Below are 26,131 nucleotides of genomic sequence, written 5' to 3'. Positions count from 1 at the left end.
CAGCCACCAAAAGATTGATTTGAGGGGTATCTGCAGGCCACCGCCTCCGGCTGTCCTACACCGCTTTCACGATCCAGCCGAATTCAGGTTGAGAACAGATTTAATCCGGGTCTAGGCGTAGCATTCAGGTAGGAAATTATTGCCTTACCCCTCAACCCATTTTGGAGCGACCGTGAAAGTAGCACTTTTCGCGACCTGCATCGGGGACATGATGTTTCCAGATGCAGTGAGTGCGACCGCCAGAGTTCTCACGCGCCTAGGATGCGATGTGGTCTTTCCACCACAACAAACCTGCTGCGGCCAAATGCACGTCAACACCGGGTACCAGAAGGAAGTCCTTCCTCAGCTGGACACCTACGCTGATGCTTTTGCAGATTCCTCGATTGATTACGTTGTCGCCCCGTCCGGTTCCTGCGCCGGCGCCGTTCGCCACCAGCATCCGATGATTGCGGGCCGCTACGGTACCCGTGCCCAAGTCCACGCGGCACAGGCCTGCGCGAACAAGACGCTGGATCTCTCCGAGTTCATCACCGATGTCGCTGGTGTGACTGACGTCGGTGCTTACTTCCCCCACTCAGTGACCTACCACTCCACCTGCCACAGCTTGCGGGTACTCAAGGTGGGTGACCGTCCGTGGCGACTGCTCAGCGCAGTCGATGGAATCGATCTGCGCGAGCTACCCGGCGCGGCGGAGTGCTGCGGTTTCGGCGGCACCTTCGCGGTGAAAAATGCGGAGACTTCCGCTGCAATGGTTGCCGACAAGACAGCAAATATCCGCGCTACGGAAGCGGAGTTCGTCACCGCTGGCGATGCTTCCTGCTTGCTCAATATCGGTGGCGCGCTGCGTCGCCAGGACTCTGGCGTGCACGCCATCCATATGGCCGAGATTCTGGCCTCCACCAAGGAGACCCCGTTTGATGTGCACAACCGCCAAGAAGCTTCCCTGCGAGGTGAACAGTAATGGTCGCAATTAACGTCGGCATGCCAGCCCTTCCTCCCCGCGCGCCGCACAACGTCGGGCATCTGCGCGGTACGCGCGGGTTCACGGCCGCAGCGCACGAGGAGCTCAAGAACACTCGCATGCGCGAAAATGTCGGTCATGCCACGCGTTCGATTCGTCAGAAGCGCGCGCATGTCGTAGCCGAGAAGAATGACTGGGAGCAGCTGCGGCTCGCGGGCAGCCACATCAAGCGCGATGTTATGGCGCGTCTGCCGGAACTGCTGGAGCAGTTCGAAGAGTCGGTTACGAACGCCGGTGGTCACGTCCACTGGGCGCGCGATGCCGCCGAGGCAAACCGCATCATCACGGACTTGGTGAAAGAGACCGGCGAAGAAAAGGTCGTCAAGATTAAGTCGATGGCCACACAGGAAATCGGCTTGAACGAAGCGCTTGCCGACGCCGGCATCACCGCCCGCGAAACCGACCTGGCGGAACTCATCGTTCAGCTTGCCGACGACATGCCGAGCCACATCCTGGTTCCTGCTATCCACCGCAATCGCGAAGATATCCGCGAGATCTTCCTCAATGGAATCCCCGGAGTCGACCCGGACCTGAAAGCCAATCCGGCCGATCTGGCCGAGGCATCCCGTAAGTTCCTGCGCGAGCAATTTATGAAGGCCAAGGTTGCGATTTCTGGCGCCAACTTCGGTGTGGCCGAAACCGGTACTGTGGCCGTCGTCGAGTCAGAGGGCAACGGCCGTATGTGTCTCACGCTGCCGGAAACACTGATTTCGGTGATGGGTATTGAGAAGCTGCTTCCCACCTTCCAGGATCTGGAAGTCTTCTTGCAGCTACTGCCACGGTCGTCGACAGGCGAGCGTATGAATCCCTACACCTCTCTGTGGACGGGAACGACCGACGGCGACGGCCCGAAGAATTTCCACATTGTGTTGCTGGACAATGGGCGCTCGGCCACTCTTGCAGATCCGATTGGGCGTGAAGCGCTGAAGTGCATTCGCTGCTCGGCATGCCTGAATATCTGCCCTGTTTATGAGCACGTGGGCGGTCACGCTTACGGTTCGGTCTACCCGGGTCCGATTGGTGCGATTTTGTCTCCGCAGCTCACTGGCATGGATTCCTACGATGATCCGAATGCTTCGCTGCCCTATGCGTCTTCGCTGTGCGGGGCTTGCTTTGAGGTCTGCCCGGTGCGAATTGACATCCCTGCGGCACTGCTGGAGCTGCGCCACCGTAAGGTCACGGAACACCGCCCGCCGGTGGAGGGCAAGCTGTTTGCCACGCTCGGGGTCATCATGGGCAATCAGAAGCTCTGGAATATGAGCGCAAAGATGGCCTCCCTCGCCCGCGTACTCGGTTTGAAGGACGGCGAGATTCACGCCCTGCCGCTCTTCCTCAGCGGGTGGTCGGATGCGCGTGATACCCCGGTTCCGCCGAAGAAGCCGTTCCGCTCACTGTGGGGTTCGAAGGATTTCTCGGCGCAGCTGACCCGCGAATCGGCCAATCAGGTTCCGACGAAGATTAATGGGCTATCGGGTTCTGATCAATCTGACTCGTCCGACACATCCGGCAAGTCTGACGCGACCAACAAGGAGGCCTAGCTATGTCCCACTCCTCAGCATCCGCGAACATTGCCAAGAGCGAAATCCTCGAGCGTATCCGTAATGCTCAGAAAATCGCCTTCGAAGGCCGTGACTTGGCCTCTGACGTGGGCATCATCCCTGGCGAGCCCGGCGCGCATTTCGACATCCCCCGCGACTACGAGCGCTCCTCCGACCTGACGGCCAAAGAGATCATTTCGCTTGCCGACGAGCGCATCGCCGATTACAAAGCCGACGTGCGCCGCTGTGGCAGCTCGGCAACCGACATCAATGAGGCTGTGAAGAAGGCAATTGCTGATGTCGGGGCCTCGTTGATTGGTATTCCCGAAGGTCTGGACCGCGAGTGGGTTGCGGGGTTGGAGTCTGGTGGAGGTAAGGCCACCACCGAGATTCGCGTCGACACCGGTTTCACCGCCGAAGAGCTGGACGAGCTCGACGCGATTGTCACCAGCTCTGCTGTCACCTGCGCCGAGACCGGCACCATTTTCCTGGACGGTTCGGCCACTTCTGGCCGCCGCGCGCTGACCTTGGTGCCGGATATTCACATCTGCGTTGTGCCCGCTTCCACGGTCGTCTACGGCATTCCGGAGGCATTTTCCCGTCTACGCGAGAGTGATCCCACTGCTCCAATCACTATGATTTCGGGGCCTTCTGCGACCTCGGACATCGAGCTTGCCCGAGTCGAAGGTGTCCACGGGCCGCGCACGCTGATTGTGATTATTGCTGAGTAGAGACAGTCGGGTCGGTTCTTGGCTAGCATTTTGATTGACACGCCAACATTTTGTTGTGGATGATGAATTTAGCTAGCCAAAGGAGCCTGTCATGAGCGCAATCATTCAAAAGTTCTCAGTAGCCGACAACCCACAGCTCCCCGGCATGGATCCCTTCCTGTTCGCGGTCCACCATTACGACCTATACCCGCAGGCCAAGGGCACAACCATGACACCAGATGCCTCGCTGCTCGGCCGTAATATCGGCATGGACTTTTCCGGCAAGGACGGCTGGTCCATGTACCACGGCACAACCGTCCCCGGCTTCCCCTCCCACCCACACCGCGGCTTTGAAACTATCTCGATTGTCGAGGAAGGTTACGTCGACCACACCGACTCCGAAGGTGCACAGGCTCGTTACGGCGACGGCGACACTCAGTGGCTGACCACCGGCGCAGGCACTGCGCATGCTGAAATGTTCCCGCTTCTGCATAACGACGGCCCCAATCCTCACCACATGTTTCAGATTTGGCTGAACCTGCCGCCCGAAGGCAAGGAGGCAAAGCCGCACTTCCAGATGTTCTGGACAGAAGACACTCCGCACGTCACCGGCACTGATGACAATGGCCACGGCTACGACGTAAAGGTCATCGCGGGCGCATTCGGCGATACTCAGCCGCTTGCTCCACCACCGGAATCCTGGGCCGCTGCACCAGATTCCGATGTAGCCGTGTGGGTGCTGCGCCTGCAACCGGGCGCACAGCTAACGTTGCCACCAACCAATTATGCCGAGACAATTCGGACTCTCTACTCTCTACGCGGCAGGCTCACTATCGAGGGCGAAACGCTGGTGCAAGAGGGCGCAGTGCTGCGCTCAACCGAGGCACTGGACATTTCTGCAGGTGACGAGGGGGCCTTCGCGCTCATCCTCCAAGGCCGACCAATTGGCGCTCCCGTGTATCAGCATGGCCCGTTTGTCGCGAATAGCCGCGAAGAGCTCGTTGAGGCATTCGATGCCTACCAGCGTGGCGAGTTCGGCGCATGGCGGTTTGATTCCAACGATCCGGTTGCACCCTTTGAAGAGGGGCGCTTTGCCCGCTATCCGGACGGTACGGTTCGTCGCCCGGTCAATTAACCGGGATCCCCCGACGGGCTGCACATGTGAAACTGTGTGAGTTTATGACACTTTCAGGCCATTTTGTGGGTCATTTTTGTCATAAACGCAGTCAGTAACTCGGATTGGCCCGTTTCCGCCAGGTACACCCGAAACAAAAATCCCTCAAGCAACCAGGCGAATCTAATCGAACCTAACCGCTTAAGGGATAAGACGTGCCCCCGAGAGGAGTCGAACCTCCGACCTTCGGTACCGGAAACCGGCGCTCTATCCACTGAGCTACGGGGGCGTGTGGCACAAGCACAACAAGTGCAACGAGAAAAGATGTTACCACTTGGCTGGGGCGATTAGCGAAATGCCCCGCACCCCAGCCAAATCCGCACTATGCGGCCTCAGAAACCTGGTCTTCCTCAATAGGACACACCACAGGAACGCCTCCATCATTAAGCACGCGGGCTCGAATTCCATAGACGCGGGCCAAAAGATCCGGTGTGAGAACGTCAGCAGGACTCCCCTGGGCAACCACGTGGCCGTCGTGAAGCATGACAAGCTCATCGCAGTAGCGGGCTGCGAGATTGAGATCGTGGATTGCGACGAGCGCCAAGGAGCTCCGTGAGGAGACTTCCGCGCGGACGAGTTTTAGGAGTTCCACCTGGTGGCGCAGGTCGAGGGCGGAGGTGGGTTCGTCGAGAAGCATGACCTCGGGATCGCGGACAAACATCTGCGCGACGGCGACGAGCTGACGCTGACCGCCGGAGAGCTCGCCGACGAAGCGGTCGGCAAGGTGCTCAATACCAACCTTCCGGAGAACCTCCGCCGTGTGCTCAATCTCGGAGCCGCGCACGCGCAGACGCCCGGCGCGCCGACCAGAGACCAGTACCGATTCGAATGCGGTCAGCGAGGCGCTAGCCGGCAGATCCTGCGGCACGTAGCCCACCACATCGCGCAGTTCGGAGCCGATGACCCGCTCATTGTCACGGGTCAGTGCAATCTCCCCGGACATGGGCTTTCGAATCCCCGCCAGAGTGGTCATCAGTGTGGATTTGCCCGCAGCGTTTGGCCCGAGCAAACCCGTCACCGTACCGGGCTTCAGCGTGCGTACTGAGGCCCCGCGCAGCACCTTCCGCTTGCCATAGCCTGCAGCTACTTCGTTGACATCGAGAAATACGCCCATTAGTTCCACACCGTCCTCTTACGCAGGAAAACCAAGCCAACAAAAAATGGGACACCGACGATTGCGGTAATGATGCCAATCGGCACTGCCACACCCGGCACCACCGTGATGGATACCGCATGAGCTGCCGCCAGCAGCGCCGCGCCTGCCGCCATCGATGCCGGGGCAAAGAAGCGCTGTTCTTCACCGACCAGCATGCGCGCAATGTGTGGACCGACCAGTCCGATGAAGCCGATGATGCCGGCAAAGGCCACTGCGGTTGCCGCCAGCAGCGAGGCTACAATCAGCGTCGCAATGCGCAGCCTATCCACATTGATGCCCACGGCTTTTGCGCGGGCATCGCCAAGTCGCAGCACCGTCAGCGCCCACGCATAGCGAATGGTGAACGGAATGGCGATCAGCAGTGCCGCCGCAATAATGCCGTTGGCCACCCAGTTCGCGCGCTGGAGCGAGCCCATCGTCCAGAACACAATCTGCTGGAGCGCCTCGGTAGTCGCGCGGTATTGCAACAGCGACAACAGCGCTTGGAATAGAAACACCAGACCAATACCCAGCAGAATCATCGATTCCTTACCCGAGCCGCGCCATACCGACGCCGCCGCCACAATCGCCACCGCGATGACGGATGATACCCAGGCCACGGCCGCCAGGTTGAACTGCGCATGCGGAATGATCACCCAGCCCAGCACAATCGATGCCGCCCCACCGAACGCCGCTGCAGCCGAAATACCGAGGGTAAACGGCTCCGCCAGTGGGTTGTCGAGGATTGTCTGCATCTGTGCACCGGCAAGCGACAGCGCTGCACCAATCAGCACTGCCATCACTGATGCAGGCAGGCGCAGCTTCCACAGCACCGTACGAGTGGTTTCGTCAACATCATTCGGGCTCACGATGCCCCGGACGACATCCCCCACACTCAGTGACATCGGCCCCACGATCGTCGCTACTACAAACGCGCACACGGCCAGCCCCACCAGCACCGCAATAACGGCAATCTTCCGGGCGGAGCGTCGTCGGTACTGTCGCGCAGAGTCGTAGGTCGTGCTTGACGACGGACACTCGTGCTGTTCGGTGGCGGGCTGCGACTCTTGACCGCCACTGTCGTTGGTGGAGGTGGGCTCGCGGGGTTCGTCGTCAAGCCCTGACGCGGGAGCGTGCAGATTGGTGTAAGTCATCGGATTCCTTCTTCGATGGTGGAAGATGGGTTACTTGGTCGGCTCCAGCGCGGTGAAGAAGGTGCCGCTGAGTTCGAAGGGCAGGTAGTCCTTGTGGAACTTGGCGAAGTCAGCGACCGGGTCGAGGTCAGCGAACTCCTCTGGGTGAATCCACTTGGCGAATTGCTCGAGCGCGAAGACGTTGTACGGCGAGTCGTAGAACTGGTGGAAGGCGGCGTACAGATCACCCTTCTTCGGCGCGGTCAGGGTGTCAAAACCCGGAGTCTTCAGCAGGCCTTCCAGAGTGCGCTGTGCGGTCTCTGGGGTGGCGGTGTAGCCGAGTTCGACGTGTGGCAGCACTTCCGGCTTCTTCGGATCGAGCGCCCAAGAACCACCGGTGGCGATGATCTTCTCCGGCTGGACGGACAGGACCTTCTCTGCGGTCACGTCGCCCGATTCGGTGTCGAGGAGGCTGTCTCCGAGGTTCTCACCGCCGGCTGCTGTGACAAGGTCACCGAGGTTGGACTTGTTGACGGTCGAGCAGCAATCCTTGAGACCGGCTGCTCGCCAGACGAAGGTCTTTGGCTTGTCTTCGAGCTTGGCGGCACGTTCGGTGATCTCGTTGACGCGCTTTGTGTAGAAGTCGGTGAACTTCTTGGCATTGTCCTGCTCATCGACGATCTGGCCGAGGAGCTCGACGGACTTGGCGGTATTCTCCAGGGGCTTTTGCCGGAAGTCGGTGAATACGTACTTCAGACCTGCCTGATCGAGCTTGGTGAGGAAACCGGACTGCTCCGCGGCCTTCTTGTGGTCAAGGGTCATGACGACCACGTCTGGGTCGTGGGAGATGAGGTTTTCAACTGTGACATCGCCCTTGGCGATATTGCCGATGGTCGGCATGTCTTTCAGCTCGGGGTTCGTCTCGAAAAGCTTGGTTTCAAACGACGGTGCGCCCGAATGCAAATCGCTGCCCATGGCGACAACGTGGTCACCCGGGTTTTCTTGGTCAAGCATCGCGGTGACAAACATGGCGCGGCCTTCACCGAGCACGACTCGTTCTGGCTGCTTGTCGAAGGTCACAGTGCGACCTGCGACATCAGTGACAGTGAGTTCTCCTTTGTTGTCGGCAGCCTCGTTCGACTCTGCGTCCGCACCGCATGCTGTAGCGACGAAGCTCAGCGCTGCACACCCGATTGCGGCCAGAGTTTTGGTCTTTGGCGCGGTTTTAGCCTTGGCGAAAATATTGACTCTCATGCGTTTCAGTTTCTGCCTTGTTTATTTCTGCGTAATTTTTGGTACTTAGGGTGCACAAAGAGAAGTGAACAGTCACCCCTTTGCTTTAGGCACGCCTTACCTTACAGCTTGAAACGTAGAGAAAAAAGCGCCCTGCTAGTGGTTGTTTTACTAGCAGGGCGTGGAAGTCTTACTTCCTTTCGAGAACCGACTGGAAGCACCTCAGCATCACTTCGCGGTCTTCATTAGCAAGTGGTGAAATAACTTCCTGGCGAACAGTGTCTACATAATCCGGCGCCGCCTCGGCAAACACGTGCCGACCAACGCCTGTTAAGACGACGACATAATCCGAGTCCGGGTCTTCGCCGTGGTCTTCGGTGTGAATAAATCCGCGCTTTTCCAACCTGTTGGTATGCAGCAGCGCGCGGGGATGGTTCCACTTCAGTCGATCACAAATCTTGTCAACATGCAGAATCCCATCCTCCACCTCATGCAAAGCGATGAGCAGGGTAAAGTCAGCGAACGTCAGCCCGGTGCGAGTGCGTAGGCTCCGCTCAATATTGCGCTCTACCTCGCGAAAAGCAGCTACCATCGACTGCCAAAAGAGCTGTTCATCATCACTCAGCCATTCAAATGAGTTCATACTGCTCTAGGCTAATGGTGAGAGCCTCGAAGCGGAGACAAATGAGAAAACACTCACAGAAAAACTTTTGACTACTCTGCTTTTCCGTCGACGGAATCGGTGACCGCAGCATTGGCGGTCGCTGCAATCTTATCGAGCACAGCGGAAATCCCCTGATAGTCGATATTTTCACCGAGCACGTCAAACACGACATGACGTACAAGCTTCACATGGTTCGGCGCCGCCTTCTCAATCACGGTTCGACCGTGTTCAGTAAGCGTGACATCGATACCACGGTTATCGCAGGCGCAGCGTTCCTTAGTTACTAGTCCGCGTCGCTCCATGCGAGTAATTTGGTGCGACATTCGGCTGCGGTCCCATTCCAGGGACTCACACAGGGTGCGCATGCGGACAACATTGTCTTCAGCCTCGGAGAGAGCAACCAGAACCGAAAAATCTGCAGTGGAAATATCGAGAGAATCTTGCAGCTGAAGGTCGATTGACCTGTCAACGGCCCGTTTAGCGTTCAGAATTGAGCGCCATAACCGCTGCTCTTCATCACTTAACCACGGAACATCTTGCATATGTACAGAGCCTACTATCTTGAAACCAAATCCTGAATTTTCATAAACTCCGCTCCTGTCACACGATCAAACCGAGCTTCATCGCACGTCAGGACTAATACCTGCATATCGCGCCCCGCTTTGGCAAGAGCATTATTCATCCGCCGCAAACGGTGTTCGTCTGAATAACCTAACGCATCATCAATAATCACCGGGGCGCCTTGGCCGCCCTCCATGACACCGGCAACGGCCAAGCGCAGCAGAATGTCCAGCTGCTCTTGCGCTCCACCAGATAGTTCATCGACATCGAACTTGCCATCGGCATTAGACCGTGACTCAATCTGCAAGTCCTCATTCATCGTGAACTGGGTTCCCGCACCGAACACACCGCCGCCGTACTCTTCGAGCTTGCGGAGCAAGGGGTCAGCCAGCGCATTCCGCGATGCCGCACGTGCCTGTGTCATTACCTCCATAAGAGTCTTGGCGGCGGCTGCACGGCGACGCATCGAGTCCCGATCTCGCTGTGTTCGCTCCACTACCCCCTCAGCAGCTGCCAGCTTCTCATTCGCGCTGTCGAAATAGTCCAAGTGCACCCGAATCTCTTGCCGGCGCTTTTCCAGCTCAGCCAGGCGATTCTCAACTGCATCCCGTCGCTGCTTAGCGCCCGCGAGCGATGCTTCCACGTCGTCGGCATCCCGCTGCGCCAGCTCTTTCTGAGCCGCAGCCAGTTGCTCTTCTGCCGCCTCATAGTCCTTGCCTCGGTTTTCCACCGCAGCAAAGATCTCGGCGTCCGAGGCTTTTTCTCGCGTCGCCGTGAGCGAATCTTCGCGGACCTTCAGAACGGACCGAGCCCCTTCAAGCTCGCTGCTGGCCTTCGTATAGTTGGCGTATGCAGGACGCTTCTCCAGCTTCGACAAGCGCATATCAGCACTGTCGCGCTCCGACTCGGCATCCCTACGCCCCACTGCAGCTTCTTCCAGCCGGGACTTTGCCGCTACCAAGTCAATCTCCGTCGGCGCATCCTCGCCCGCAAGTGCCCGATACCGCTCGCCCTGTACTCGTGCTTCTTCCTTCGCATCGTCCAACTCTGCGGTGAGCTGGTGATACTCCACACCGTCGGACACCGCAGTTATGGATGTCTCCACCTGGAATCTTGCTTTTTCCGCTTCACGACGTCGTGTGTGTGCCTCTTGTGCTTCCGCGACGGAATCAGCGCCTGCCGCCTCAAGCTGTTCCTTGAGCGATATCTCTGCTTTTTCTAGCTTGCGCTGCTGCGAATCTGAGCCGTCTCCGGGCTGGATAGCAACCGTGACGTCGCCAACTTCGATGGCCAATGGCTTAGTTACCGCACGTTGAACTGTCTCAGCCTCCGGAGCTAGCCCCACTTTCTCGCCGTCGACTGTGACCTCCTGCGCGCTACTAGCCGAGAGCTGCACACTCGGGCTCGACGCCTCCAGCACAGCGGTGGCTGTTGCAACTTCGCGTTCGCAGGTCAACAGTTTTTCCATTACCTCCTCGGTAACGGAATTCCGAGCAATTACCTCCTTTTGCTCTGCCAATTGCGCGCGGAGCGCATCGAGCTTCTCCACTCGCTTCGACAAGGCTTCAACCAAGCCGCGCTTCTCCCCCAATGCGACTTCAGCTGCAGCCAGCTCTTCTGCTTTTCGAGCTTCGCGGTACGCGGTCACAACCGCATCGCGATCCTCCTGCGCCTTCTTTAAAGCTGCGACCTCCTTATCGAACGCTTCCTTAAGTTCAGCAACTCTCTTCTCTGCGACGGAATGCTGGTCCTTGGCATCTTGTGCCTGCTGAATGAAGGTTTCCCGCTCTTGCTGAGCCTGTTTAGCTAAGTCCAGCTGCTGCTTCGCCGCTGCAGAGACCTCCTGTGCCTGGGACACGGCAACCCTGAACTTTTCGAGTTCTTCGAGTGCCTGCGCCCAATGCTCGACTTCGTTTTTGGCTTCTGGCAACGATGCCCGCTGCGTGTGTTGGCTTTCTTCATTACGAGCAGCTTCCTCATTGAGCGCTTCGAATTCTCGGACCTTTTTCGCCGCTTCGTCGCGCACCTGCTGGGCTTCCGCCAGCTCCTTGTCTACGTCGGTAAGCTGCTTGCGCTCTTTGCCATTTTTTTGGAAATAGTTGCCGTATTCAGCTTCAACGGCTTCAAACAGACCTACCTCTTCTGCGGTTTCCGCGCGCTGCCCCGATGCCGACTGCAGTGCGCTTGTGACCTGCGCATAACCGCCCAAGGAGAGTGTCTTTTGCGCTTGCCCCTGTTCAGCAACGAAAACCTGCCACAGGTTCTTGGTGTCCGCGTTGTGCATTCGTGCGGCCAGCCACTCTTCCGCCTGGTCATCTTTAAGAACCTCGGCTGTCGGAGAGTGGACGGTGACGATTGTGCCAGTGTCCTTGGTGCTACCAAAGATCTTGTCCAGCGTAAATTCGTAGCCGTCAAGCTCCAGCCGGAGCTTAACCTGCGGCTTTTCCTGGCTGGAGTGACTGTTCAGACTAAGCGCTTCGCTTGACCTGGACTTCCATTTTGTCGTCAGCGCAACGTGAATAGCTTTGGCGATTGTCGTCTTACCCGACTCGTTTTCACCGGAAATCACTACCACGCCCCGCTCGGCTAGCCCTGTGATTGAGAGTGAATCAATCGCACGTACATTGTGTAATTCGATGTCGTGAAAACGCATGATTTATTCCTTCTCTCCGGCCAGGCGCGCCAGCAAGCGAAGCGCATCGGCTGCTGCGGTGGTTTCAGATTCTGATAGCGGGCTGCCGCTCTCGGTTCCCCCTTTGCTCAAGACCGTTAGTTTTTCTGCAGCTATGAGCGGATAACCGGTGAGATTGAGATTAGAGATATCCCCCTCGGACGGAACCACCGTCAAATCGGAGCCACTTTCCCGGCGATAAAGTGCAGCGAAAAGCTGTTGATACTGCTCAAGTCGATTTTCAAAGGTAGTCGACTCCGACAGTGTCACGGTTCCTCGCAATGAATACTTCACCGCTGTGTCTGTCTTCGCCTCGATACCGTCCAGTTCAGCAAAGAACTCATCGAGGTCTTCCGCACCAGTGATATCCATGTCGATGGCATGAAAAGCCCACTGCCCCACTCGGTGGGAGGCCACGGTAACTGAGTCCTTTTCGGGGCCGCTCTCTACAATGTCGACGACGAGTGCATTGCCGGAATCCCGTTCTTTGTCGTCGTACGCTGTGGTTTCGTGTGCGCCGGAGAAATAAACTCTGCCAGCATGATCGAGTTGGCTCGTGGAGTGGGAATCCCCCAGCGCAACATAGTGCAACGCCCCGCGGTCAATAGCTTGTTCCAAGCTGGTCAGATCAATGGTGGCTCCTGCATCAGCACCAAAGCCTTCTACTTGGCCGTGTGCGACCATCACTCGGATTCCATCGGCGGGCTCAAGCTCCGTGGCTATTTCCGCCACGATGTCGTCTGCCGAATACTTGCCGCGCACTGGCACACCGATGAGTTCCACCCCGTCACGGATTGCAATGGGCGCGCTGTCGCGAATTACGTAAACTCCTCGGTCTTCCAAAGATTCGAAAGCACTACGTCGATAAATGGAAGAAGCATCAAGCGCATCATGGTTGCCGGGTAGGAAATACACCGGCACGGGTAGCTTGGCGATTCGCTCAAGAGCCCGCAAAAACACCTTGTCCGGCAATGTGTTGGAATCGAACACGTCTCCAGCGACGACAATGAACTCAGCGCCTTCGCTAATCGCCAACTCGCCGATGCGATCGATGGCGTTGAGTCGACTTTCGTGGAACCTAGCTTGGGCTTCACCGCCGTCGAGCTCTAGGAACCACCGAGTCATTCCCAGTTGCCAATCTGAGGTGTGAATGAATTTCATGACTAGCGCTCCTTTTGTCCCAGGCTCAGCGATTCCTGCAGATGTTGCCAACAATCTTCCAAATCAGCGACTGCACGAATGGTCTCTCTCGAAATTACGCAGGTTGGCTGCAATGCTTCATGCAGCAAACTGCGGTCGGTAACTGTTAGTGGGTCAATAACCTCGAGCGAAGGAACACTGACTCGTTCCAAATCATTGCCCCAGTAGTCGGCTTCGACAGCGAAAAGTTCGGCAACCTTCTTCTGCTCGTTGTCACCGCTATCTTTTCCACCAGCGTCATTCGACTTCTGGGCGGTTTTATTGGGATTCTCCCGAACCGCGCCACCAAGCCCGAGGCGCTTCGGCGCAGTCCGGTTTCGCAGCTGTGTTAGTTCCTGAAGCCGGCGTTGCAATTCGCGCTGCGGATAATCGCGCAGCTGTAGTAGCGACAGCGGATCGCGGTCGATATCAGCGACAAGTTGAGCGGCAACTGCAACGGTGTGCTTACACACAGGTGCCGGGTCCGGGCAGGTGCATTCGCTGTAAATGTGCTCTTCGCCATCGCACAACAGCATTTCCATCTGCTCATACGGCAACTCGCCGTGCTCAAACTCTGTGAAGGCCGACGGATTGTTCACCAACCACCGCAGTACGTCGTCAGTTTGTTTCTGCTCCCGCCGTGGGAACCGAATAAAGACTGAAAATGGTTCCGGCTGGCTGCCCTGCACTTCACCGATGATGTAGCCATCCGCGATTCGAAGCCCCAGCACATTGCCGTCGAACCTGTACTTCTCACCTCTGTGAACACGACCCGAATCAGCGCCACGGATGATGAACTCCCACACCCACCGGGCAAAAGTAGTACGTGGCTCGACCGCCACGCGCGCTGCGGTTCCACGTCGCTGCTGTCCGGTAAATGCACCAGCCCAGTCCTGGGTGGCCAGGAGCTTTTCAATCGTCGAGCTGGTTGCTGGCGCGCTTCGCGCCGTAGTCCTTTTACGACCACGCTTTCCAGAGGGCCCCTTGCCAAACTCGGCAAAGATGACATTGTCGCCCCATGTCACGTCTCCGTCACCGGCCATCAGTACCACCTCTTCTGGACCCTAAACGGGGTCACATTGTTGGGAATCGAATCGTCATCCGAGATTGTGGAGTCCGATGCCGTGCCCTCCGGGTTCACCCCATCGGTCACCGTCCCACCGGACTTTGACTCCGCTGCGTCCATCGATTCACGCAGTGACTGAATCTTGTCCTTGTCCAATTGCCACAGAGACCGCAAACGGTGAAAGTCCATCTCCGTCAGCTTGGTTTCACCAGCGCGCACAACCGCATCCGCCAATTCTGCCTTCTCGAAAATCAGCTCGTCGATACGCTCTTCAAGCGTTCCCACACTGACCAGCTTGTGCACGTGTACGTCTTTACGCTGACCGATGCGGTAAGAGCGGTCCGTGGCCTGGTTTTCAACTGCTGGATTCCACCACCTGTCAATGTGAATGACGTGGTTGGCGGCAACCAGGTTGATGCCAACACCTGCCGCGAGAGTAGACAGCAAAATGATTGGTGGGCCGTCCGGGGCATTAAACTCTGCCACTACTTTCTCGCGCTGTGCCGGAGTCATTGCCCCTTGGATAAACGGAATGTCCACGCCCAGGCGCTTGCTGAAATGAGGGGCGAGCATCTTGCCGAACTCCACGAACTGCGTGAACACAAGCGCGCGTTCACCGTTTTGGACAATCTCATCGACGAGCTCTTCCAGCCGTGCAACCTTGCCCGAGCGATGCTGCCCATGATTAAGCAGCCCTGAGCCGTCGTGCTGGTAGTGCGCTGGGTGGTTGCAAATCTGCTTCAACTTCATGATGCCGCCGAGGATGATGCTCTTTCGCCCGAAGTTGCCAGAGCGATTCCGCTTCGAGCGCTTGAGCTTGTCCTCGATGTCCTTCACAGCTTCCTGATACAAGAAAGCCTGCTCCGTCGTGAGAGGAACCATCTCCACCTGCTCATTCTTCTTGGGCAGGTCCGGCGCAATAGCTGGATCCGACTTGAGTCGGCGCAGAATAAAAGGTGCTGTAATCGACTGCAATTGCAGTAGCATTTCCGCATTCCCATCACGCTCGATGGGAATCGCAAACTTGTTGCGAAATGCATTCGCCGACCCCAGCATGCCTGGATTACAGAAATCCATGATGGTGCGCAGCTCGCCCAAGTCGTTTTCCACCGGAGTACCAGTCATGGCGATGTTGTGCCGCGAGCCCAGGCTCCGCAGCGCTCTGGATACCTGGGCGTTGGGGTTCTTAATTGCCTGTGCTTCGTCAGCAATCACATGATCCCACTGCACTTGGGCGAGTTCGTTCACATCGCGGGTAGCAACACCATAGGTCGTCACAACAACATCGTGTTTTCCGATAAATTCTTGTAGTTCCCCACCATGAGGGCGGTTTGAACCATGCAGCAGCCCAACCTTAAGCTCTGGAGTGAACTTTGCCGCTTCTGCTGCCCAGTTGCGCAACACACCTGTCGGAACCACCAGCAGCGAAGTCTTGTGCCCTTGAGCCGTAGCATCTGCTTTCCGACGGCAGCGCTCATACTCCAACAGCGCCAGAATTTGCACAGTCTTACCGAGCCCCATGTCATCCGCGAGAATGACACCAAAGCCGCGGTTGGACATATCCGCCAGCCACTCCACACCGCGCTGTTGATACTCCCGCAGCTCACCGACAAAACTCGGTGGCACCTCGACCGACTCTGCGAGGGCCGTGGAACCGTCTGAGTACTTCGACACCAACGCCTTGAGCCAAGAGGGGTCCCTGGGGGCGACTGGCACTGCTGCTGGAGCTTGCGACTCTAAGCCACCGTCGAAGACCAGCTCTTTCAGGGTGGCTTGCCCCTTACCGGTTTCCTCCCCGGCCTTGGTCTGCTCCACCAAAAACTTCAGGGCTTCCCTAGCTACCTCTGGGTTCGCGTGCACCCAATGGTCTCGCAGATGCACTAGCCCCGTACTCGATGCAGCGAGCTCACGCATTTCCGCTTCCGTCAGTACGGCATCCCCCACGGCCAGCTTCCACTCGTAATCAACCAGTTGGTCAAATCCGAGTTTCGGTTCCGAACGGCGCCCAGCAGGCCCCGTCGGATCTAACTGGACGACTTCAGTGTGCAACTGCAGGGTGGTCTCCACTGACTTCCAGTTCGGCGGCAGCATCACATCGATATCAACCTTTGCCAGCTGCGAGATGCCATCAGTCATAAGCTCTATCAGCTGCTCTGAGGTCAGCAGCAGATCCAAGCCCGGGTGTCCCGCTGCTTTCGCATATTTGAGCGTTGGGAATGCCTCCTGTGCCGCCAATAGCTGCGGGCGAAGCAGCGACAGCACGGACCGGCGACACATTTCTGGATTCAGGCGCTCCGGAGCTGCGACGCCGATGCGGTAGTACATCCGCAATGGCCATAGAGTCTCATGTTCCACCGCAGCTGAACGAGGATTGAAGCGAGTTACTGAGCCGCCTTCTTCATCCGCTCGATTCCGCAACTCCAACAGCTGCGGAAGATCCACATCCGGCAAGTCTTCCAGCTGGCCTTCAAAACCAACAGGTTCCTGCACCATTAGCTGCAGACGAACATCCTCACCATCGGCCGACAGCCTCCACTTTGCCAGTGACTGCGCCACCCCCGGCGTCGCACGCCCCAGGGACTGAGACTGCAACAACGACCGCACGAAACTCTGCCGCTGTTCTGCCGGTTCATCCAGATCGGCCAGAAGCGCGTTGGTGACCCAATGAAACATCCGATTGATGAAATCCTCAGCCACCGTGGCGCCTCCGTTATCAATCAATACCGGTGGTGTACGAGAAATGACCTGACTCTGCCAAGCAATCTCACTCAGCCCCTCCGACATCCGCCACGTCGGCCACCACTCATTGTCTTCCCACGTCAGCGCCACCAATGCCCGCCCAGAGCGTGCGAAAGCATCCAATCCCTGTACAACATCCACAAAGAACCGAAGATCCGGTGCCATCGCCGCCGAGGAAACTTCCTCCTGCAATTGCACCAGTGCCGTCACCGCAGCCCATGGCGGGAACACCCATGTGGGTACCGCTTTCTCTACTGCCCGCCCCTTCGGTGTGCGCAGTTTTAGCGTCAGTTGCGCTCGACTCCCCTGGTCCAGCACTGCAAAAAGCCGACGCTGATGCGCCGGGACTTCCAGCAAATCCACGTCCGCAATAATCCGGTGCCCCTCTGGCCGCTCCACCCATAGGTGAAGACCCGAATCATCTTTCCAGACCGCGTGCAGCAGCAACGGCACCGCTGACTTAGCAACTTGGTCCATTACTTCCTCCCCACTGCTTGCTCAGTCATCACCGTCTAATCACCCGGCGACTTCGCCACCAGATATTTGTTCAATGAAGATTCTGCCACGCACCCCGGATCAGCTTTTCCACCACACCACAACATTAGCACGCATGTTCGAATTATGTATCTTGCAAAAATTACTCCTCCTCTACCCAAATACCCCTTTTCCCAGGTAATTTGTCGCACTTAACCGATTTTTAAAAGCTTTTTCAACGCTTCTTATCTTGCAATGCAGCGCATCACATGAAAACGTCGTATAGGCCACAAGAATTAAAAATGTGTGACTCGTGCAATAGTTCTGCCATGGTTCGCATGTGCCAGTAGGCTCCGCTGACTGTCGAAGATAGTCCGGAAGCTGAAGCTGTGCTGAATCGCGAACCGCAGGTTCCACCGTGGACGTCGGCCACTTTTTGGCTCGATGCTGCCGCGGCGCTGTGAACGTCGTCAAGCAGACTTGATTAAGCGAAACTGAGTTGTGCGCCGAAAATGCTTTTTGGTGCGCTAGGTAGTGCGCGAGTCCGACTGTACGACTAATAAATAATGAGGAGTTGCCCTGTGGACCAACACACATGGTTCATCATCGCACTAGTCATTTATCTGCTGTTGATGGTCTACATCGGTTGGACCGGATGGAAAAAGACTGCAGAGTATGACGAATACATGATTGGCGGCCGCGGCCTACATCCGTTCGTCGCGGCACTGTCAGCGGGTGCATCGGACATGTCCGGCTGGCTGCTGATGGGTCTGCCCGGCGCGATTTACCTTTCGGGTCTGAACCAGACCTGGATTGCAATCGGCCTGGTCGCAGGCGCATGGCTGAACTGGAAGTTCACCGCACCACGCCTGCGTAGTTACACCAAGATTGCTCGTAACTCGATTACCGTGCCGTCGTTCCTGGAGAATCGTCTGCACGATACGTCGAAGGTGCTGCGCGTTGCCGCAGGCCTGATTATTTTGCTGTTCTTCACCTTCTACGTCTCCTCGGGCATGGTGGCAGGTGGCCGTTACTGGGAGTCGACGTTCGGTGGCAACTACCTCGTCGGCATGCTGTTGGTAGCGGCTATCACTGTCGCGTACACCCTGTTCGGTGGCTTCCTGGCGGTGTCTTACACAGACACGGTGCAGGGCATCATTATGTTCATCGCACTGCTGGCGGTTCCGACTGTCGGCATCATCTACCTAATCAACAATGGCAACTCCGCCTCGGACATCTTCAGCTTTGCTGCTAACAACCCCTACCCGGGCAGCGAGGGACAGCCGGTTGAGGCCTTCTTCGATCCGTTCGCTGGCATTCCGCTAATCACGATTATCGGTCTGCTCGGCTGGGGTCTGGGCTACTTCGGCCAGCCGCACATTATCGTTCGCTTCATGGCTCTGCGTAGTGCAAAGGACGCAACCGAGGGCCGCCGCTGGGGCGTTGGCTGGCAGGCACTGTGCATGCTCGGCTCCGTCCTCGTGGCGCTGACCGCAACTGTTTTCTTCGCTACGAACCCAGATGCTTCGGTCACTGATGCGTCTTCCTACGAGACCATCTTCCTGGACATGACCCGCATCCTGTTCCACCCGCTAATTGCAGGCCTGATTCTGACTGCAGTACTGGCAGCAATCATGTCCACCATTTCCTCGCAGCTGCTGGTGTCTTCCTCCGCGCTAATCGAGGACCTGTTCAAGGCAACGGTCAACAAGTCCCTGCGTCCGAAGACCTACATGGCTCTCTCCCGCGTCGCCGTCGCGCTGATCGCCATCATCGCCGCAATCATCGCTGCTAACCCGAACAGCTCCATTCTGGATCTGGTTGGCTTCGCGTGGGCTGGCTTCGGCTCGGCATTCGGCCCGGTGCTGCTGGCCGCCCTCTACTGGTCGCGCCTGAACACGCCAGGTGCTGCTGCCGGCATGATCACCGGTGCGGTTGTCTCCTTCGCATGGGGCATGAGCTCGCTCAGCGACACTCTCTACGAGATCGTCCCGGGCTTCGCCGCTGCAACTGTCGTGATGATCATTGTCACGCTGCTTACCAAGGAGCCGAACGAGAAAATCAAGGAAGAGTTCGACCACGCAGCAAAGCAGGCTCTGGTCTAACGCTTTGATCTAGGCTTGGCCTCCGCTAGCCCCGCAGGCTAGCCCCGGCGCATACCTACAAGGGAACCGAAAAAGTATTTTTCGCGCCCAACTAGGTATGCGCCCTTTTTTATTTGCCATCCTGGCCGCCTCCCTGACTGCCGCCTTTGTCTCATCCTTTGCGCTTACGCGAGTTCTCGTCACCTCCTCCCCCGCGGGCTCGGAGACGGAAGCCGTCGTCAAGCAACTGCGCACCGTACGCGTCGTCGCCGACCGCCCCACCGTCACCGGATACAAGCGCGAGCGCTTCGACGTCTGGGCAGGTTCTGCCGATTGCAATACACGCCATAAAGTGTTGGCGGCGTGGTTCGGGGGCTCTGCGTGTTCGCTTGACGACGGCTCCCCGCGCGAAATCCCTGACCCTTACACGGGTGACCCGGTTGGTGCGCATGAGGTCGATATCGACCACATTTATCCGTTGGCAGCGGCGTGGGATTTCGGAGCCTACGCCTGGGATCCCGAGAGGCGTCGGCAATTTGCCAACGATATCGAGACCAACCTCGTGCCCACGCGAAGCGCGGTCAACCGGGATAAAGGAGATGCCAGCCCGGCGGAATGGCTTCCCGAGGATGCGAAGGCGTGTGACTACTCGCATCGTTACTTAGCGGTGGCCATTAAATGGGACCTGCCCGTATCGTCGGCAGACTGGAAGGCGATGGCCACTGCGTGTGGAATCCGCGCGAGGAAAGGCACGAAATAGAGAAAATAGTGCGAGCACGTTAAGTTAAGGACTGGTCTTAATAAAGAAATATCCAGGCCACTCCTCGCTTGAACGCGAGGCCTACATTCAGTCGTGGAAAGGTAATACGTGCAAAACGTAGTTCTTATGGTTCACGTCCTGGCGGCAATTCTGCTGCTTGGACCGGTGACTGTCGCAATTTCGATGTTCCCGAAGCTCGCGCTTGCAGCCCGCGGCGGAGAGGCTGGAACGGTCGGCGCCGCGCGCACCATGCACGCCATTTCGCGCACCTACGGCATGTGGTCGCTGCTCGTGCCGCTGCTCGGCTTCGGTGTCATGTTCACCGATGTGTCGACCTACATGAAGTCCGGGGCAATGCACGCCGCAATTCTGCTGGCTATCATCGCCTGGGCACTGTTGTTCTTCCTGGTCATTCCGCGTCAGCGTCTGATGATGGCCGGCCTCGGCATCGCTGACGAAGACGAGGATGCTGACGATCCGGAGTTCATCGAGCGTCGCAAGAAGGCTGAAGAGCTCGACTGGGACAAGCAGAAGGGCCAGCTGGCTATGTTCTCCGGCATCTTCTCCCTGCTGTGGGTTGTCGCCGGCATCCTGATGTTCTTCATCTAGAGCTCACGCTCAGACACAATAAAACTGCCGGTGCGCCTGTACGTTTCGGCCCGACTTTTAGGGCTTGGAAGTACATGCGCACCGGCAGTTTTTTTATTTTCTAGGTCAGCGCCAAGGGCGGTCGTCGGTTGTCGCCTGACGACGCTCCCCCCCCAGCTCACCTCACCTAGCAGGTTTAGCGGCGTCCGCCTCGGTAACCACCGCGACGGTCATCACGGCCACCACGGTAGCCACCGCGACCGCGACCGCCACCACGACGGTCATCGCGACCGCGACCACGGCCACCGAAATCGTCACCGTCATCGAAGTTTCCACGGTAGCCACCACGGCCACGGCCACCACCACGACGGTCATCGCGACCGCGACCACCACGGTATCCTCCGCGACCGCGGCCGCCATCACGACGATCGCCACGGTAGCCACCACGGCCACCGCGGTAGTCATCGCTGTCGTCGACCGAGGTGCCGTCGTCAAGCTTCAGCCCAATGAGCTGGCCGGAGATGCGAGTATCGGAGAGGTTGTTGATGACTTCTTGCGGCAGGTTGGCCGGCAGTTCGACCAGTGTGTGGTCGCCACGGATGTCGATGTGTCCGAAGTCCTTGGAGGACAGGCCACCCTCGTTGGCGATGGCGCCGACGATGGCACCCGGGCGGACGTGCTGGCGACGACCGACGCTGATGCGGTAGGTTGCGGTGCCCTCGCGGTCGAATTCGACCAGGTCAGCGCGCTTGCCCTGACCGCGCTCACCGCGGGAGCGACCATCGCGGCCACGGTTGCGGTCGCGGTCGAAACGATCACGGTCACGGTCGTTACGACGGCCACGCGGCGGTTCCTTCATTAGGAAGTCGCCCGACTGTGCCTGCGCAGCGATAGCGGCGGCGATATCAACCAGTGGGGTGTCGTGCTCTTCTGCGTACTCCTCGATGAGCTCACGGAAGACCGGAACCTGCGAATCAGCAAGCGCCTCGGTCAAGTCATCAGCGAACTTCTGCTTGCGAGAGTCGTTGACCTCATCGACGGTCGGCAGCTTCATCTCGTGCAGCTGCGACTTGGTTGCACGCTCAATCGAGCGCAGCAGGCGTCCCTCACGCGGGGTGACAAAGAGCAGCGCCTCGCCGGAGCGGCCAGCGCGGCCGGTACGACCGATGCGGTGGACGTAGGACTCGGTGTCGTGCGGAATGTCGTAGTTGACCACGTGGGAAATGCGGTCAACGTCCAGGCCACGAGCAGCCACATCGGTTGCCACCAGGATGTCCAGGCGGCCGTCCTTGAGCTGATCAATCGTGCGCTCACGGAGAGTCTGCGGGATGTCGCCGTTGATGGCAGCAGCGGAGAATCCGCGGGCACGCAGCTTCTCGGCGAGCTCCTCGGTCTCGTGCTTGGTGCGCACGAACATGATCATCGCTTCGAATTCCTCGACTTCGAGGATGCGGGTCAGCGCGTCCAGCTTGTTGCGGTGGCTGACCATCAGGAAGCGCTGGCGAATGTTGTCCGCAGTGCGAGTCTGGGACTTGACGGTAATCTCTTCCGGCTCCGTCAGGTACTGCTTGGACAGGCGACGAATCGCAGCCGGCATGGTAGCCGAGAACAGCGCGACCTGCTTGTCATCCGGGGTGTCGGCAAGAATGCGCTCGACATCCTCCTGGAAGCCCATCTGCAGCATCTCATCGGCCTCGTCCAGCACCAGGAAACGCAGGTCGGAAATGTCCAGCGAGCCCTTCTCCAGGTGGTCGATGACACGACCAGGCGTGCCGACGATAATCTGCGCACCTCGGCGCAGACCCGACAGCTGCACTCCATAGGACTGACCACCGTAGATTGGCAGGACCTGAATCTTGCCCAGGTGATCAGCAAACGACTGGAAGGAGTCCGCAACCTGCAGCGCCAGCTCACGGGTCGGAGCAAGCACCAGAGCCTGTGGTGCACGGACGGAGCGATCAATGCGAGCCAGAATCGGCAGCGCAAACGCCGCGGTCTTACCGGTACCAGTCTGAGCCAGGCCGACGACGTCGCGGCCGCTCATCAGAGTCGGGATAGTTGCAGCCTGAATTGGGGACGGAGTCTCAAACCCAACCTTGCGAACTGCATTGACAATGTCATCCGGCAGCTCAAGCTCATCGAAGCCGACGGTGTCGTCGCCGTTGTCGTCTTTGTTCTTTTCGGCCTTCTTCTCGGCCTTTTCCTTGACCTCAGCCTTTTCGGTCTTTTCCTCAGCGGCCTTCTCTTCGACCACCGGTGCTTCCTCGGCCACTACATCCTCGGCCTTCACAATTGCGTCCTCGCGGTTTTCGCGCTGATCCTCGCGGTTTTCCTCGACGCTGCCATTCATTTCATTATTAGCCATTTGGGGCTCTTCCTGGGCCTTTTCGCCCGCACACTCAATATTCAACAGTTGATTACTCACAGTTGGGTCGCACATACATGACCCGCCCAATTTACGTTCTTGTTTTCAGTGCTCTCACGTCGGAATTGCGATGACATCGCTTCTCTTGCACATACTTCGAAAAATTGCGCCCAAACCCAATTCAGCTTTTACTTCCGAGGAGGGGGCGCCCATCATGCACTATGCACTCTCAAGCGTTTCACCAGCGAATTTATACCGCTGCCAGATTCTCTGCGACATTGTCGTCAGGATTTCACACCGACTGCCCAGACTACGCCACCGTCGGTCAAAAAACCATTTCCCGTCAGCAAGGTCACAACACAAGGTGGTCGATTTCTTGGATGAGGCCCGGCGCTGGGGCCGTCGTCAAGCGAGCACATTGCACCCACTTCGGGGTACCTATTTTGCAATTGCATGGGGTGAGGTAGTTAACATTTTCCCTACACGTTTGTACACATATCAGCTATTTTCCGCCGTGGAACACCCACCGTTCGGCGGATTTTTGCAATTTCGCAACGTATAAACCCAAGGTCGCTAGAGAATGTCCAGCAATAACAACGCACCAGAAACGCAGCCGTCTTCGCCCCGGCAGTCCCCACTAAAACCACATTCTCCCAAGGAGATTTCTGGGAATGGCGAGCAGGAAAATAAGGCACCGTCGAAGCTCTCGGCGATGATTGAGGTTCTCGGATTTCCGGGCTTTATTTTGGCGGGTTCGGCGCTGGCATTCTTCTTCCCCGCCCCGTTTACTCCGCTGACGGACTACATCACATATTTCCTGATGATCATCATGTTCGCGATGGGCCTCACCCTGACCATTCCGGACTTTAAGCAGGTCGCTAAGCGCCCGTTGGCGATTCTCTTCGGCGTCATTGCGCAGTTTGTCATCATGCCGCTGCTAGCAATTGCCGTGGCTAAAGCTCTCGGACTCAATCCGGCACTCGCCGTCGGCCTGCTGATGCTGGGCTCCGTCCCAGGCGGCACCTCATCGAACGTTATCGCTTACCTGGCACGCGGTGATGTCGCGCTGTCCGTCGCTATGACCAGCGTGTCGACGCTGGTCTCGCCGATTATGACGCCGTTTCTCATGCTCGTGCTTGCCGACGCGCACACGGAGGTCGACGGCCTCGGGATGGCGTGGAGCCTCTGCCAGACAGTCCTCCTGCCTGTGGTTGGTGGCCTGATCATTCGCTTTGTGGCCGACTCGTTTATCAATAAAATCCTGCCGATTCTGCCATGGATTTCCATCCTCGGTATCGGCGGCGTGGTCTTCGGTGCCGTGGCCAAGAACGCAGAGAGCCTGGCGAACATTGGCCTGATTGTGTTTGTGGCTGTGATTATCCACAACGTCTTGGGTTACGTACTCGGCTTCTTTGCAGGCCAGCTGGTGGGGATGCCGACTTCGGGCAAGCGCACGGTGGCCGTGGAGGTCGGCACGCAATCCGCGGGTCTGTCCTCCGGTATGGCGGCGAAGTTCTTTACCCCAGAGGCCGCGCTTCCGGGTGCGGTGGCCGCGGTGGTGCACAACATTACTGGCGCTATCTATGTGGCTATTTGCCGAAAGTTGGATGAAGAAAAGGAAGCTAGCAAATCCGCTTCTGCTTAAGCTGTTTTCGCTTCGGCTTCTTTGGCTCCGCTGTTCGATGAGTGGGCTGGTAGAGTCTCGCGCCCGAAGACCCAGCCCACCATTGCGACCAGAGAAATGACACCGCAAACAAAGAAACCGGCCTTGAATCCTGCGGCATCCACGATTGCGCCGACAATCAGCGGGCCGGAGATTGCTCCGAAGTCCTGAGCCATTTGGAAATTGGCGAGCACCTTTCCACCTTGGCGGTTGGCGCCGATGACGTCGGCAAGCACGGCCTGCTGCGATGGATTAATCATGCCAGCGCCAAAGCCCGCAAGGACGGAGAGAATCAGTAGCGGAATGGCGCCGCTGCTAAATCCGATAGCGCCCGTGAACACGCCGTTGATAAATAACCCCGTGATGAGCAGAGGGCGACGGCCGATGCGGTCGGACAAACGACCGGAAAACTGCAGCGCGGTAACATTGCCGAGTGCGAAGGCCGTCAGCGCGAAACCAGCTGTGGCAGTGGCAGCTACTGCCCCATCGCTGCCCGGTTCTGGGGCGCCGACATGGGAAAACGTTGCCGCAGCGAACAGCGGGACAATCGCGACGCGCACGCCGAAGTTCGACCAACCGTTGGCGAAGGCTCCGACTAGTGCGCTTCGGTATGCCGAGTCCCGGATTGCCTCGGAGAACTTCAGCACTGGAGTCGTGCGCTTTGGCACTACGTGGCGAAGATGCTCCGCGCTCAGTGACATGCCGACCACAATCGTTGCCACAATCAGCGCGCCACCGTAGATGAAAAACGGCACCCGCATGCCCCATGCGCCCATCGCAGCACCAATAATTGGGCCAAAGACATTGCCCAACAGGAAGGCTGTGCCGTAGGCGGCCGAGCTCTTACCGCGGATCTCCGGCGGTGAAATCCGCACAATCAGCCCCATTGCCGAGACCGTAAACATCGTCGAACCGATGCCTCCGAGCGCACGAAACGCCAGCAGTTGCCAATATGTCTGCGCAACACCGACAAGCAAAGTCGAGAGCGCGACGATGCTGATGCCGGTTAGGTACGTGCGCCGATATCCGAGCTTCTCTACCAGTGAGCCCGATGCCGGTGCGAAGATAAGCCGGAAAATGGAGAACGAACTGACCACGAAGCTGGCCGCGAACACCCCCACATCGAAGCTGCGCGCGTACTGCGGCAAGATCGGTGCAATCAGACCGAAGCCCAGCGCGATGATGAACGCAGCGCTGACCAGAATCCAAATCTCTCGCGGAATCGGCTGTTTAGTTCGGTCTAATTCACTCGACTGAGGACCCAGACCTTGTGACTCGCTTCCCACCTCCGATGCAATAGCTGGCTGAGATTCGCACTTTGCTTTACGACGAAGCAGGTCGCGCGAACGGGAAGCTGACAAGGTAACGGTCCT

19 protein-coding genes and 1 tRNA gene are annotated in these 26,131 nt (G+C 58.0%); 8 read left to right on the top strand and 12 right to left on the bottom strand.

All coding sequences use genetic code 11. The features are described 5' to 3' along the window. Nucleotides 1–172: 172 nt before the first annotated feature. The 4 genes from QP995_RS00665 to QP995_RS00650 all read left to right on the top strand — a co-directional run bounded on the left by QP995_RS00665 (nt 173) and on the right by QP995_RS00650 (nt 4,404). The gene (locus QP995_RS00665; protein WP_070595721.1) at nt 173–961 is read left to right on the top strand and encodes a (Fe-S)-binding protein; all 789 of its coding nucleotides are present in this window, start codon (nt 173–175) and stop codon (nt 959–961) included. After that, nucleotides 961–2,559, top strand: a complete 1,599-nt coding sequence (locus tag QP995_RS00660) for a LutB/LldF family L-lactate oxidation iron-sulfur protein (RefSeq protein ID WP_070866731.1) — start codon at nt 961–963, stop codon at nt 2,557–2,559. The genes QP995_RS00665 and QP995_RS00660 overlap by 1 nt, the downstream gene beginning before the upstream one ends. A 2-nt stretch (nt 2,560–2,561) precedes the next feature. Further along, nucleotides 2,562–3,290 (top strand): LutC/YkgG family protein, encoded by a 729-nt coding sequence (locus QP995_RS00655; protein WP_076771929.1) that lies wholly within the window; start codon nt 2,562–2,564, stop codon nt 3,288–3,290. A 91-nt stretch (nt 3,291–3,381) separates the two neighbouring features. Beyond that, a complete protein-coding gene (locus tag QP995_RS00650) occupies nt 3,382–4,404 on the top strand; it encodes a pirin family protein (protein ID WP_049190085.1) in 1,023 nt (340 codons plus the stop codon). A 195-nt stretch (nt 4,405–4,599) separates the two neighbouring features. Here QP995_RS00650 and QP995_RS00645 read toward each other — a convergent pair. From QP995_RS00645 to QP995_RS00600, 10 genes are all read right to left on the bottom strand, one after another. Then, nucleotides 4,600–4,672, bottom strand: a tRNA-Arg gene (locus tag QP995_RS00645). A 93-nt stretch (nt 4,673–4,765) separates the two neighbouring features. After that, nucleotides 4,766–5,557 (bottom strand): ABC transporter ATP-binding protein, encoded by a 792-nt coding sequence (locus QP995_RS00640; protein WP_070546779.1) that lies wholly within the window; start codon nt 5,555–5,557, stop codon nt 4,766–4,768. Beyond that, nucleotides 5,557–6,732, bottom strand: a complete 1,176-nt coding sequence (locus tag QP995_RS00635) for a FecCD family ABC transporter permease (protein ID WP_070546782.1) — start codon at nt 6,730–6,732, stop codon at nt 5,557–5,559. The genes QP995_RS00640 and QP995_RS00635 overlap by 1 nt, the downstream gene beginning before the upstream one ends. A gap of 30 nt (nt 6,733–6,762) precedes the next feature. Next, on the bottom strand, nt 6,763–7,965 hold the full coding sequence (locus tag QP995_RS00630) for an ABC transporter substrate-binding protein (RefSeq protein WP_070429338.1): 1,203 nt from the start codon (nt 7,963–7,965) through the stop codon (nt 6,763–6,765). A 169-nt stretch (nt 7,966–8,134) separates the two neighbouring features. Further along, entirely contained in the window at nt 8,135–8,587 is a 453-nt protein-coding gene (locus QP995_RS00625) for a MarR family winged helix-turn-helix transcriptional regulator (protein ID WP_070437896.1), read from the bottom strand. Between the two features lie 71 nt (nt 8,588–8,658). Further along, a complete protein-coding gene (locus QP995_RS00620; protein ID WP_049194116.1) occupies nt 8,659–9,150 on the bottom strand; it encodes a MarR family winged helix-turn-helix transcriptional regulator in 492 nt (163 codons plus the stop codon). A gap of 14 nt (nt 9,151–9,164) precedes the next feature. Beyond that, a complete protein-coding gene (locus tag QP995_RS00615; RefSeq protein ID WP_150963235.1) occupies nt 9,165–11,822 on the bottom strand; it encodes an ATP-binding protein in 2,658 nt (885 codons plus the stop codon). 3 nt (nt 11,823–11,825) lie between these two features. Continuing rightward, complete coding sequence (locus QP995_RS00610) at nt 11,826–13,001, bottom strand: metallophosphoesterase family protein (protein ID WP_284852808.1); 1,176 nt, start codon at nt 12,999–13,001, stop codon at nt 11,826–11,828. A 2-nt stretch (nt 13,002–13,003) separates the two neighbouring features. Continuing rightward, nucleotides 13,004–14,062: a hypothetical protein gene (locus tag QP995_RS00605; RefSeq protein WP_070429342.1), complete on the bottom strand. Its 1,059-nt coding sequence runs from the start codon at nt 14,060–14,062 to the stop codon at nt 13,004–13,006. Beyond that, entirely contained in the window at nt 14,062–17,301 is a 3,240-nt protein-coding gene (locus QP995_RS00600) for a DEAD/DEAH box helicase (RefSeq protein ID WP_070862732.1), read from the bottom strand. Before QP995_RS00600 ends, QP995_RS00605 begins: the two co-directional genes overlap by 1 nt. Nucleotides 17,302–17,879: 578 nt before the next feature. On the opposite strand from QP995_RS00600, the gene putP reads away from it, so the two are divergent. The 3 genes from putP (at nt 17,880) to QP995_RS00585 (ending at nt 20,751) form a co-directional block, all read left to right on the top strand. Beyond that, a complete protein-coding gene (gene putP / locus QP995_RS00595; protein WP_070546799.1) occupies nt 17,880–19,403 on the top strand; it encodes a sodium/proline symporter PutP in 1,524 nt (507 codons plus the stop codon). 97 nt (nt 19,404–19,500) lie between these two features. Next, nucleotides 19,501–20,142, top strand: a complete 642-nt coding sequence (locus QP995_RS00590; protein ID WP_049172013.1) for an HNH endonuclease family protein — start codon at nt 19,501–19,503, stop codon at nt 20,140–20,142. A 108-nt stretch (nt 20,143–20,250) separates the two neighbouring features. Continuing rightward, nucleotides 20,251–20,751: a hypothetical protein gene (locus QP995_RS00585; protein ID WP_049172012.1), complete on the top strand. Its 501-nt coding sequence runs from the start codon at nt 20,251–20,253 to the stop codon at nt 20,749–20,751. 175 nt (nt 20,752–20,926) lie between these two features. On the opposite strand, the gene QP995_RS00580 is transcribed toward QP995_RS00585, so the two are convergent. Further along, nucleotides 20,927–23,095, bottom strand: coding sequence for a DEAD/DEAH box helicase (locus QP995_RS00580; protein WP_049190075.1), 2,169 nt, complete (start codon nt 23,093–23,095; stop codon nt 20,927–20,929). A 712-nt stretch (nt 23,096–23,807) separates the two neighbouring features. On the opposite strand from QP995_RS00580, the gene QP995_RS00575 reads away from it, so the two are divergent. After that, a complete protein-coding gene (locus tag QP995_RS00575; RefSeq protein ID WP_070601564.1) occupies nt 23,808–24,740 on the top strand; it encodes a bile acid:sodium symporter family protein in 933 nt (310 codons plus the stop codon). Here QP995_RS00575 and QP995_RS00570 read toward each other — a convergent pair. Continuing rightward, nucleotides 24,737–26,119 carry an MFS transporter gene (locus tag QP995_RS00570; protein ID WP_284852807.1) on the bottom strand — a complete coding sequence of 461 codons (1,383 nt, stop codon included), beginning with the start codon at nt 26,117–26,119 and terminating at the stop codon, nt 24,737–24,739. The genes QP995_RS00575 and QP995_RS00570 overlap by 4 nt on opposite strands. Nucleotides 26,120–26,131 lie beyond the last annotated feature (12 nt).

The organism is Corynebacterium sp. MSK032, assembly GCF_030232065.1.
Classification (GTDB): Bacteria; Actinomycetota; Actinomycetes; order Mycobacteriales; family Mycobacteriaceae; genus Corynebacterium; species Corynebacterium jeikeium_D.
The sequence above is the reverse complement of the archived record's forward strand: the minus strand, read 5'-3'. Positions and strand labels throughout refer to the sequence as shown.